11 protein-coding genes are annotated in these 11,731 nt (G+C 46.5%); 5 read left to right on the forward strand and 6 right to left on the reverse strand.

Annotated elements, in window-relative coordinates:
• Window positions 1-10 precede the first annotated feature (10 nt).
• The 4 genes from BN8899_RS03390 to BN8899_RS03405 form a co-directional block, all read right to left on the reverse strand.
• Window positions 11-604 carry an OmpH/Skp family outer membrane protein gene (locus tag BN8899_RS03390; RefSeq protein WP_018338275.1) on the reverse strand — a complete coding sequence of 198 codons (594 nt, stop codon included), beginning with the start codon at window positions 602-604 and terminating at the stop codon, window positions 11-13.
• A gap of 90 nt (window positions 605-694) precedes the next feature.
• Entirely contained in the window at window positions 695-1,369 is a 675-nt protein-coding gene (locus BN8899_RS03395; RefSeq protein ID WP_018338274.1) for a peptidase associated/transthyretin-like domain-containing protein, read from the reverse strand.
• Entirely contained in the window at window positions 1,356-1,976 is a 621-nt protein-coding gene (locus tag BN8899_RS03400) for an RNA polymerase sigma factor (protein WP_026207619.1), read from the reverse strand. The genes BN8899_RS03395 and BN8899_RS03400 overlap by 14 nt, the downstream gene beginning before the upstream one ends.
• Window positions 1,967-3,097, reverse strand: coding sequence for a glycosyltransferase (locus BN8899_RS03405; protein WP_018338272.1), 1,131 nt, complete (start codon window positions 3,095-3,097; stop codon window positions 1,967-1,969). Before BN8899_RS03405 ends, BN8899_RS03400 begins: the two co-directional genes overlap by 10 nt.
• A gap of 129 nt (window positions 3,098-3,226) precedes the next feature.
• On the opposite strand from BN8899_RS03405, the gene BN8899_RS03410 reads away from it, so the two are divergent.
• The 5 genes from BN8899_RS03410 (at window position 3,227) to lysA (ending at window position 10,163) form a co-directional block, all read left to right on the forward strand.
• A complete protein-coding gene (locus tag BN8899_RS03410) occupies window positions 3,227-4,417 on the forward strand; it encodes a 6-phosphofructokinase (protein WP_065218288.1) in 1,191 nt (396 codons plus the stop codon).
• 669 nt (window positions 4,418-5,086) lie between these two features.
• Complete coding sequence (locus tag BN8899_RS03415) at window positions 5,087-6,448, forward strand: TrpB-like pyridoxal phosphate-dependent enzyme (protein ID WP_065218289.1); 1,362 nt, start codon at window positions 5,087-5,089, stop codon at window positions 6,446-6,448.
• Window positions 6,449-6,498: 50 nt separating this feature from the next.
• Window positions 6,499-7,350, forward strand: coding sequence for a 50S ribosomal protein L11 methyltransferase (prmA, locus tag BN8899_RS03420; protein ID WP_065218290.1), 852 nt, complete (start codon window positions 6,499-6,501; stop codon window positions 7,348-7,350).
• 314 nt (window positions 7,351-7,664) lie between these two features.
• The gene (locus tag BN8899_RS03425; protein ID WP_065218291.1) at window positions 7,665-8,984 is read left to right on the forward strand and encodes an aspartate kinase; all 1,320 of its coding nucleotides are present in this window, start codon (window positions 7,665-7,667) and stop codon (window positions 8,982-8,984) included.
• Window positions 8,985-9,017: 33 nt separating this feature from the next.
• Window positions 9,018-10,163, forward strand: coding sequence for a diaminopimelate decarboxylase (lysA, locus tag BN8899_RS03430; RefSeq protein ID WP_065218292.1), 1,146 nt, complete (start codon window positions 9,018-9,020; stop codon window positions 10,161-10,163).
• A gap of 80 nt (window positions 10,164-10,243) precedes the next feature.
• On the opposite strand, the gene floA is transcribed toward lysA, so the two are convergent.
• Both floA and BN8899_RS03440 read right to left on the reverse strand, forming a co-directional pair.
• Window positions 10,244-11,230 (reverse strand): flotillin-like protein FloA, encoded by a 987-nt coding sequence (gene floA / locus BN8899_RS03435; RefSeq protein WP_018338266.1) that lies wholly within the window; start codon window positions 11,228-11,230, stop codon window positions 10,244-10,246.
• 3 nt (window positions 11,231-11,233) lie between these two features.
• The gene (locus tag BN8899_RS03440; RefSeq protein WP_018338265.1) at window positions 11,234-11,701 is read right to left on the reverse strand and encodes an NfeD family protein; all 468 of its coding nucleotides are present in this window, start codon (window positions 11,699-11,701) and stop codon (window positions 11,234-11,236) included.
• Window positions 11,702-11,731 lie beyond the last annotated feature (30 nt).

Raw genomic sequence — 11,731 nt, forward strand, 5'->3', positions numbered from 1 at the left:
ATTTTTCTGCCTATTTTTTCGGGTATTGGGCATTCAATAAGTTTACAACCTCGTTGGTAATGTCAAACCCTTTTTGGGCAAACAACACGTTACCACCTAACGTTGTGCTCAGGATCAACTCATAGCCCCGTGATTTATTATAATCGGTAAGGAAGTCCGTGATGGCATCGTACAATTTACGATTGATTTCCATTTGTTCCCGTTGGGCATTCTCGCTCATCTCCTGTTGGAGTTTTTGCAGGTTTTGTTGTTTAATCAACAACTCGGTTTGAGCCTGTTCTGCTCTTTCACGGGTAAGGAATCCATTATTCTCCACTCTGCGTTGGAAATCAGCCACTTCCCGATCAAGATTCTTTGCCTTCACATTCAATTCAGTACGATTCGCTTCCAATTTCTTCAAAAACGCCTCGTTCAACTCCCTTGATTGAGTATAATTATTGAGCAAAGTGTCCATGTTAATGTAGACTATTTTTGCCTCTGCATTCACAGTTGCAACTCCGTCTTGACTGCCCGTACTCTTACCATTCCCGGAGAAATGTAATATATACAAAACGATTACAGCAATCAGCAATAACACATTTAATCCTATCGACAAATTCTTCATAAAAACGTAACTTTGATATTAATAAATCGATTCACTGAAAACTTTGCCCACACGTGGCTTGTTTCGAATACAAAGATAATCTTTCTTCTTTTAGTTATCCGATTTTTCTCTTTTTTCTATATAAAAAATTTTCTTTAACAGGTCAATTTCCTCTGTTCTTATCACTTTGCCTTTGTCCGCCATACGGCGTGCCCGCATCAAGCCCTGCAACGCGGTAAGCGTATTTGTACCGACACCCAACTTCACGTCGACCATGCCCTTCATCTCCACCCGACGGGCGAAATCATTGATTACCATTTTCTGGTTCATTTCCCGATCCATCTCTTTCACGGGACGAGATGCGGCATGAACTGCCTGATTCATATTATTACGGGCATTTATCAAGTTGGCGTCCATCTTGAATTCCTCCATGAAAAAACGAGGCAATACCATGACTTCCGCCAATTCTATCGTATCTCGTACCATAAAAATTCCCAGGAGATAATCGTCTTTTTTCAACGTGTCGGATACGACAACCCTTACACTCTCGAAACCGATATGCGAGAAGTATAGAGTGTCACCGACTTTCACGTGCACGGAGAAGCGCCCTTGTTTATCTACCCCCCGAACTGCCTGCCCCAAACGATAGACCGCCTCGGGCAAAGGCTGCACACTGTCACGGTCACAAATCACGCCTGTCAGAAATATACTCTTGTCACTCGTGTTTTGTCCCCGTAAACCCAAACATAAAAAGATCAAAAGAATAAGAAGACTACGCTCTCTCATTTTCTCTGGCTATCTCGGTGTTCTGTAAAATATTCAGCAACAACTCTCTAGCCCGAAACAATTGAGCTTTCACAGTCCCTAACGGAATCCCCAGCTCCTGAGCGATCTCCTCGTAAGAATATTCCTCAAAATAACGCAATTCAATCAATTTACGATAGCGCCCTTTCAACATGGCAACTTTCTCTCTCATGAACTCCGCCCTTTGGTTGCGAATCGTTTCCTCCTCCGGAGTCAACACGTCAGCCGGAATACTATTAATATAGCCGCGATCATCCGGATTGATGTCATCCTTATCCAAGGAAACAATCTTTGCTTTCTTCTTCCGGATAAAATCAATCGTGTTGTTGGAGGCGATTTTAAACAACCAAGTACTAAATGCGAATTGAGGAGAATAGTAATTCAAACTCCCGAAAGCCTTCTCGAAAGCTTCGAACATCAAATCCTCTGCGTCTGTCCTATTATTTACCATCTTCAGTATCATAAAATATACTGAATCCTTATACCTTTTAAATAACTCGGCATAGGCTTTTTCATCTCCCGTAATAGCCCTTTTCACGATCTTGTAATCGTAGAGGGCTTTCTCTGACAAGTTGTTTGTTAGCTCCATTTCCTCCTATTAAAAAATGAGTATCCATTCCAATACCATCGATAAACGAAACCGATAGTGCTAATAATAAACGAAGTTAGGAATAATTTTTTTTGTTTCAGACAAATAGCGCAAATATTTAACAATATAAAGTCTGTTAAAAATGCCACAGCCACTATCGCGAATATATATATCGGATATAGACCCATGATAACTAAATAAATAGCAAGTGCATAAAATAACAAACGCACTATCATACCTTTATCTGTCCCTAATCTCTCCGTCATTGTCAATCTCATCTTGCTAGCATAATAATATGATATTTCGTTTACGTCTCCTTTTTTGTCACTTTTATCAATTATCACGTATGTGTCCGGGATTTTTGTCATTTTTATTTTTCCAAACTTCGATAATTCCCTAACCATATCGTTATCGTATCCCAAATACGACTGAGAGTTCTTCGCAAACCCTCGATTACTGATGTAATACGATTTTCGGTAAGCCATGTTACATCCATCCCCGAAAATATATTTTTTATTTTTCACCAAAACCATCATTTCCAGGAAACGAAGAAAACGAAAAGCACGCCATGTAGCAACCAAATGTTCCTCCGGTTCGTAATTTGCATAACCTACAACTGCCGCGGTGTTTTTATCGAAACAAGCTTGCATGGTCTTTACCCAATGCATCGTGGCAGGCCTGCAATTTATCTCTGAAAACAACAGAATGTCGTATTTTGCGGCAAGCACCCCAATATTTATTGCCAGTTTTTTCGTGAAACGAAATTTCGTGTCAGGATAAATACGCGTACTCCTTAATTGTGGATAATCCTTCTGAATCTCTGCCAACACGTCCTGCGTGTCGTCCTCGGAACACTCGTCAACCACGATAACCTCGAATTTATCATACGCCTGCATCAGGAAACTAGGCAGATTCCTCCGCAATGCCTCCGCGTTATTATGGGCGGTAATAATGACAGACACGCCTTCCTGCTCCGGCTTATCAAGCGGTTTCCCTCCCCGGTACACGATAACAACCCGCCGGATCATCAGGTACATATAAACGCATAACAACATGAGCAATAGTATTGCCCAATACTTCAACATTCCCGATTCTTCCCAAAATACTTGCAAACTCTCCATTTCAAATAATAATATGTTTTCTCGATAAAAAACGGACAAATATAGTCACTTTAATAACGAAATTAACGTATTAATTAAATAATTTCATGTATATTAGTTCGATTTTACTAACATAAAGCTACTACAATTATGATACCACAAAAAACAAGAGGAATCATAGGAATACTCACCGGAGGAGGAGATGTTCCCGGTTTAAATCCCGCCATACGGGCAGTGACTATCAGAGCCTTACGCGAAGGTTACAAGGTTATCGGGATACGAAGAGGCTGGGGTGGTCTGATTGACATCGTGCGGGACCCCGAATACGACAACTCGAATAACTTTTTCGAGCTAACCGAAGAAATCGTGAACAAAGCCGGGCGCACCGGAGGCACGTTCCTTCACACATCAAGGACTCGAGCGTCCCATGTACCTAGAGCTAATGTCCCCAAGCACTTGCAAGACAAATACACGGATGACATCAACGACCTAACACCCGAAGTTCTTAAAAATCTCGAGTTCATGGGCATCGACTATTTAATCCCGATCGGGGGCGACGACACGTTGAGTTACGCTGTCCGCCTGAGCCAGGAAAGCGTCAAGGTGGTCGCCATTCCCAAAACGATGGATAACGACGTGCCGGGAACAGATTATTGTATCGGGTTCAGTACCTGTATCACCAGGACGATTGCGCTCACGCACGATTTGCGCACCTCTGCCGGGTCTCATGAACGCATCCTCGTTCTGGAAGTCTTCGGTCGCTATGCCGGTTTCACTGCCATGCTGCCCACGTTGGCAGGAGCAGCCAACCGTTGCGTGATCCCGGAATACGAGTTCAACATTGAACGCCTGACAGAACTACTCTGCGAAGACCGCTTCACGAACCCGAGTAAATATTCGGTAGTCCTCGTGTCAGAAGGAGCTACCTTCTCCGGAGGCAACATGATCTTCCAAAGCGAAGAAACTGATATGTTCGGGCACAAAAAACTCGGGGGTATCGGTAACATGATTGCCGAACAATTGAAAAACCTTACCCCGCAATTCAACCACGGGCAAGTAATCAACACCATCACTCAAAAATTAGGCTATCTCGTGCGCTGCGGCGATCCCGATGCCCTCGACTCCATCGTCCCCATGGCATACGGGAATTTAGCCCTTGACCTTATAAATAAAGGACTACACGGACGCTTGGTCATCCTTCGTAACGGACGCTATGACAACGCCCCGATTGAAATCGTGACTAGCAGTAAAAAGCTGGTTGATGTTCAGAAATTTTATCACACAGAAAGGCTCCGACCGAAATACAACAGTTTCGAATTCATGCCACAAATGATATTATAAAAACAAACACCCCTTACCGGGGTGTTTGTTTTTAATTAATACTATCAACCTCCACGACTACTTCCGACTCCTCGATGACAGCACCTGCCGGTTGTTGGTTTTCATTATAATTGACAGCATGTTACAAAAAGGTGGGTCACCATCACGGCCCCACCTTGACAAATTTAGAATTTTCAAAAAATTGTTACGGAAATCATAACAATATCTTATGTAACACGTTAAAACTCACAAAAGAAATGCCTCCGGACTCTATTAAACTAAGATCCCACTCCGAATTTAATACGTGCATCGCACGCCGGAGGCAATCTCTTCCGCGCAATACACGTTCTTTTATCTTAATTCGAGTGGGATGCTGCAAATGTAAGCAATTAATTCCACAAACGACGAAAGTCGAACGCAATTTTCTTGCCTGAATTAATATCTAACAACATTATTTCTTATTTCGGATTTGGAAAAAAGAAAATCAATGGTTAGTTTTGTAGCCACAAAAGACAAAAAAGACATGATATACAATCAACACATAGCCCTTACTTGGTGGTGGCACCTCTTTAAACTTCATAGTAAACAATGAGGTTATGTGATTGTATTGCATAATTGAAAATATAGAGAGAGCCTATTGTTTACTGACAATAGGCTCTCTCTTTTTTATTCACCATTAAATCAAAAAACATGAAACAGATCAAGAAAATTTTGCTCACGGAGCAAGAAATGCCAACAACATGGTATAACATTGCGGCAGATATGCCAAACAAGCCCCTGCCGCCGCTCCACCCGGGCACGAAACAAGCGTTGAAACCGGAAGACCTCTACCCGCTGTTCGCCGAAGAACTGGCAAAACAAGAGTTTTCCATGGAACGCTACATCGAAATTCCCGACGAAGTGCAAGATTTGTACAAGATATGGAGGTCTACCCCTCTCGTGCGGGCATACGCGTTAGAGAAAGCACTCGATACCCCGGCAAAGATTTATTTCAAAAACGAGGGCACCAGCCCGGCAGGTTCACACAAGCCCAACACGGCTATCGCCCAAGCTTATTATAATTATAAACAAGGTATCAAACGAATCACCACAGAAACCGGAGGGGGACAATGGGGTACGGCACTTAGCTTTGCCTGTCAGCATTTCGGGCTAGACCTGAAAGTCTTCATGGTGAAAGTCAGCTACAACCAGAAACCTTACCGCAAACTGATGATGAACACATGGGGGGCCGACGTTATCCCCTCCCCGAGCAATCTCACGGCTGCCGGAAGAAAAATCCTGAGCGAGCACCCCGACTCCCCCGGAAGTTTAGGAATCGCTATTTCCGAGGCTGTAGAATTGGCGGCACAAGACCCGTTCACGAACTACTCGCTGGGTAGCGTGCTGAACCACGTGTTGCTACACCAAACCATCATCGGGGAAGAAGCCCTCCTACAAATGGAAAAAGCAGGAGACGAGCCGGATATCGTGATCGGTTGCTTCGGCGGCGGATCAAACTTCGCCGGAATCAGCTTCCCGTTTATCCGCCGCAACCTGAAAGAAGGCAAACACACGCGGGTTATTGCCGTGGAACCGCAATCCTGCCCAAAACTTACGCGGGGACAATTCCAGTATGACTTTGGCGACACGGTAGGACTCACCCCACTGCTCCCCATGTACACGCTGGGACACGACTTCCAGCCAGCAAGCATTCACGCGGGAGGCTTACGCTACCACGGGGCAGGCGTACTGGTCAGCCAATTGCTAAAAGACCGACTCATGGAAGCCGTGGCTATCCCGCAACTGGAAACCTTCGAGGCTGGCATCCTGTTCGCTAAAACCGAGGGAATCATCCCCGCCCCGGAATCCACCCATGCCATAGCCCAAGCTATCCGGGAAGCTAAAATAGCCAAGGAAGAAGGGACAGCCAAAACCATTCTATTCAACCTATCCGGACACGGCATGATCGATCTGTTCGCCTACGAGCAATACCTGGGAGGCAACTTGCAAAACTTCGAACTCTCCGACCGGGAAATCGCCCGTTCGTTGAATAAACTCGAGAATCTCATCTGAAGAGCATAGCTATCTGATTTTTTGCTACATTTGCAAAAAAATCAGATAGCATGTTTTATACAGAACTTACTTTCCATATCACTCCCCACGTGGAGGACATCGCCGACGCGCTTATCGCCGAACTAGGAAACCTCGGGTATGACAGTTTCTCGTACTCCGACGATGGTTTCAAAGCCTACATTCCCTCGAAAGATTTCAAGGCAGAACAAGTTGAAGAAATGGAACTTCTCTCTTTCTTCCAATCCTTGTACACCATAACCTGGGAGAGAGCCGAAATCGAAAATCAAGACTGGAATAAAATATGGGAAGAAAACTTCACCCCGATACTCGTGCAAGATCGCATCCTCGTGAGAGCTGGTTTCCACCCAACCATCGAAGGCATCGAGCATGAAATCATCATCGACCCGAAAATGAGTTTCGGAACCGGACACCACGCCACCACCGCACTGATGCTGGAAACCATTCTCGACATGAAACCCCGCTTCGCGGGCAAAAAAGTACTCGACATGGGTTGCGGGACTGGCATCCTTTCCATCATGGCAGCACAAGCCGGGGCAACCGACCTCACGGGTATCGACATTGACGACTGGGCATACAACAACGCCATGGAAAACATCGCCACCAACAAGGTTCGGAACATCCGTATCCTGATTGGCGATGCTACTTTACTGGACGGCAAAGACCGTTATGACATCATCCTGGCAAATATCAACCGCAACATACTGCTCAACGATATGCACGCCTACGTGAACGTACTGAACCCGGAAGGTTATCTCATCATGAGCGGTTTCTACACGGAAGATATCCCCATGATACGGGACGAAGCAGAACGCCTGGGACTCACGTACCAATCGCACAAGGTGAAAGACAACTGGACTGCCGTTATCTTTCAAAACCTGTAACTCTGCAACTTGCAACCGGCAACGTGGCGAAGCCACCTGAGGGAACGGCGTTAAAAAAATTAACGCCATTCCCTCAATCGTTAATATCTTAACAAGCACTTGTTTTTTCAAATTCATTGTGCAATATTTGCATCGTGAAAAACACAAAAGTAGAATGATGAACCAAAGTATAAATAAATATAAACACATGATGTGCATGCAAAGGCTCTTTGCAGGCTAACGTACTGTTGTGAAAAAAACTGACGAAAAAGCCTGTGTGAATACACGGGCTTTTTTTATGTGATAAAATGAACGATAAAACTAAAATAAGACTTATGAATGTATTAAAATTTGGAGGCACCTCTGTCGGTAGCGCACCACGAATCAAAGAAGTAGCAAAACTCATCTCGAACGATCAACCCAAAATCGTAGTACTCTCCGCTATGGCAGGAACTACCAACACATTGGTTGACATCACCAATTACCTGTATCGAAACGATCGCCAGGAAGCCCTGACCACGATACAAAACCTGGAACTCGACTACCTGATGACCATCAGCGAACTCTATGATACGGAAGCCTACAAGCACAAAGGCCAAGAATTCGTGCAAACGATCTTCACGTACCTCCGTTCCTTCGTCAATAAAGATTTTTATCCCCTGCAAGAAAAAGCCGTGGTGGCACAAGGAGAAATCATCTCCACCACCCTCACGCACTTCTACTTGCAGGAGCAAGGCATCCCCTCCACGTTACTCTCCGCTCTTGATTTCATGCGTATTGATAAAGATTGCGAGCCGGATTATTTCTACATCGAGCAAAACTTGAAACGCCTGCTCTCCAACCCTGCCACGGAACGCATCATCATCACCCAGGGATTCATCTGCCGGAACGCCTACGGCGAAATCGACAACCTGAAAAGAGGGGGAAGCGACTATTCCGCCGCCCTTATCGGTGCTGCCATCAAAGCCAACGAAATCCAAATATGGACAGACATCGACGGCGTGCACAACAGCGATCCCCGTTACGTGAAAAACACGAAACCCCTTCGCAGCCTGTCTTTCGACGAGGCAGCAGAACTCGCTTACTTCGGGGCAAAAATACTACACCCATCCAGCGTGCAGCCCGCCAAGAAAGCAAATATCCCTGTCCGCATGAAAAATACCATGAACCCGGACGACGAAGGCACCCTGATTACCAAGGAAAGCCCCGTGCGAAACTTTAAGGCTGTTGCCGCGAAAGACGGTATCACCGCCATAAAAGTAAAATCCAGCAATATGCTCTTGGCATACGGTTTTGTCCGGAAAGTATTCGAGATATTCGAGGCATGGAAAACCCCGATCGACATGATCGCCACCTCGGAAGTCGCTATTTCACTGACCATCGACAACACCTGCCACCTGGAAGACATCAAGAAAGATCTGACCAAATACGGCACGATCGAAGTCGAGGAAAACTTATCGATCATCTGCATCGTCGGCGACTGCTCCATCAACAACCACGGCTTAGCAGCCAAAGCCCTCACCGCCTTGCAAGACGTTCCGCTACACATGATCTCGTACGGGGCAAGCGAACACAGCATCTCCCTGCTTGTTAAACAGGAAGACAAACAACGCGCACTGGAAGCCCTTAGCGAGAGATTGCTGAATGAAGAGTAAACGAGTCCCTTAAGCCTATAAATCAAATTGAAAATGAATATAGAAACCATCAAAACATTCCAATCTTTAAAGACACCTTTCTATTATTACGATACCGCACTCTTGCGGGCAACACTCCAAGTGGCGGCACAAGAAGCAGAGCACCATGGCTTTCACCTGCACTATGCCATTAAAGCGAATGCCAACCCGAAAATACTGGAAATCATCCAAGGCTATGACATCGGGGCAGATTGCGTCAGCGGCAACGAAGTTGCCCGAGCCACGGAATGCGGTTTCCCTGCCAATCGTATCGTCTATGCCGGGGTGGGCAAAAGCGACGAAGAAATCCGGCTAGCACTGGAACAGGAAATATTCTGTTTCAACTGTGAATCCCTACCGGAAATTGAAGTCATCAACGCCATCGCCGGGGAACTAGGCAAGAAAGCATCCGTCGCCCTTCGCGTAAACCCGAACGTGGACGCCCACACCCACCATTACATCACGACCGGGATCGAGGAAAACAAATTCGGGTTCTACCTCTACGACTTGGATCACGCCATTGCTGCCAGCCGGAACATGGAAAACATTAACCTGATCGGCTTGCATTTCCACATCGGCTCCCAGATCACCGACCTCACCGTGTTCCGGGGACTTTGCCTGCGAGTGAACGAGATACAGGCACGCCTCAAAGAGCAGGGTATCCTCCTCCCCCATATCAACTTCGGCGGAGGCTTGGGCATCAATTACGATTGTCCCACCTGCGGCTTGATCCCCGACTTCGCCTCTTATTTCCAGGTGTTCGCGGACTTCTTCGAAGCCCAACCGGGGCAACAGCTACACTTTGAACTCGGACGTTCACTCGTCGGGCAATGCGGCTCTCTAATCTCCCGTGTCCTGTACGTCAAAGAAGGAAAACACAAGAAATTCGTGATACTCGATGCCGGCATGAACGACCTCCTGCGTCCCGCCCTTTACCAGGCATTCCACCGCATCGAAAACCTCACTTCCGTACAACCGCACGAGAAATACGACATCGTGGGACCCATCTGCGAATCCTCCGACTGTTTCGGCAAAGACCGTGACCTCCCCGCCACCCACCGGGGCGACCTCCTCGCCATCCGCTCCTGTGGAGCCTACGGCGAAGTCATGGCTTCCCGGTATAATCTAAGAGAATTAGCAGGTTCTTACTTTTCAGAATAAAAAATGAAGAGGTTGTGTCAAACTTTTAGGGTTCACTTCAAACGCTGGCACAACCTCTTATAAAAATCTGAATCTACTTCTTATTTCTGTGTATTCTTTTTATCGTTCGGCTTAGCGATAGACTCACGCATACTGGTATCCGCCTCGATATTCTTCATTTTATAGTAATCCATAACACCGAGATTACCATTACGGAAAGCTTCAGCCATAGCACGAGGCACCTCGGCTTCCGCCTCGATTACCCGGGCGCGCATCTCTTGCGCCAAAGCCTTCATCTCGTGTTCCGTGGCAACAGCCATAGCACGACGCTCCTCGGCTTTTGCCTGGGCGATTTTCAAATCAGCCTCAGCCTGATCGGTTTGCAACTCGGCCCCGATATTCTTACCGATGTCAATATCGGCGATATCAATAGACAAAATCTCGAAAGCGGTACCGGAATCCAATCCCTTGTTCAACACCACCTTAGAAATAGAGTCCGGATTCTCCAACACTTCCTTGTGCGAACCGGCAGAACCGATAGACGACACGATTCCCTCGCCCACACGAGCCAAAATAGTTTCTTCCCCGGCACCACCGACCAACTGGCGGATATTCGCCCGCACAGTAACCCGCGCTTTAGCGATCAACTGGATACCGTCCTTTGCCACCGCAGCAACGGGAGGAGTATTAATCACTTTCGGGTTCACGCTCATTTGCACCGCTTCGAACACGTCACGACCAGCCAAGTCAACCGCCGTGGCAATCTGGAAAGTCAAATCAATATTCGCTTTAGAAGCCGACACGAGGGCGTGCACCACCTGTGCCACGTGACCACCTGCCAGATAATGGGCTTCCAGAAGATCGCGATAAAGTTCCAAACCGGCTTTCTTCCCCTCGATCATGGCTCGCACGATAATAGTAGGAGGCACTTTTCTCCAACGCATCAACACGAGTTGCAACAAAGATACTTTCACGTCGGAAACCAACGCTTGAAACCACAATCCGATCGGAATAAAATAGAGTATCATCCAAAGCAGGAATAATCCCCCCGCAATGACCGCTACCAGAAAAAACAAACTATTATCCATCCTTTATTCTGTTTTTAATTTAACAATTATCTTATTTTTATACACCTTCACTACTACTACTTCCCGGTTCTCCTCCACGTACCCCGAGCGGGATTCCGCTTCCACCACGCTATCCCCGATCCGCACTTTCCCCATCGGAGCCAAACGCCCTTGCGCCACCCCGACATCACCTTCTTTGATCGAATCGTCGACACCTTCCACGGTACTATCAATCTGGCTATTCAATTGCATCCGCCTCCATGTCTTCGAGCGCAAAGCGTACCACGTCACCCCGAACCCGCAAATCGCCGTCCCGAGCAAGGTAAAATGCCCCACGGTCGTGCCCATGGTGGAATAAGCCACGTAAATCGCTACCGCCACACAACCGATGCCAAGTATCCCGGCTACATTCACCCCGGGAAACACGAGAAACTCTAGAATCAACAGGACAAAACCTATCGCTATGAGCATGAATAACACGAACCACTCCATATTCAATATTTTTTGCTAAAGATACATTTT

Source organism: Butyricimonas sp. Marseille-P2440 (assembly GCF_900091675.1).
Classification (GTDB): domain Bacteria; phylum Bacteroidota; class Bacteroidia; order Bacteroidales; family Marinifilaceae; genus Butyricimonas; species Butyricimonas synergistica.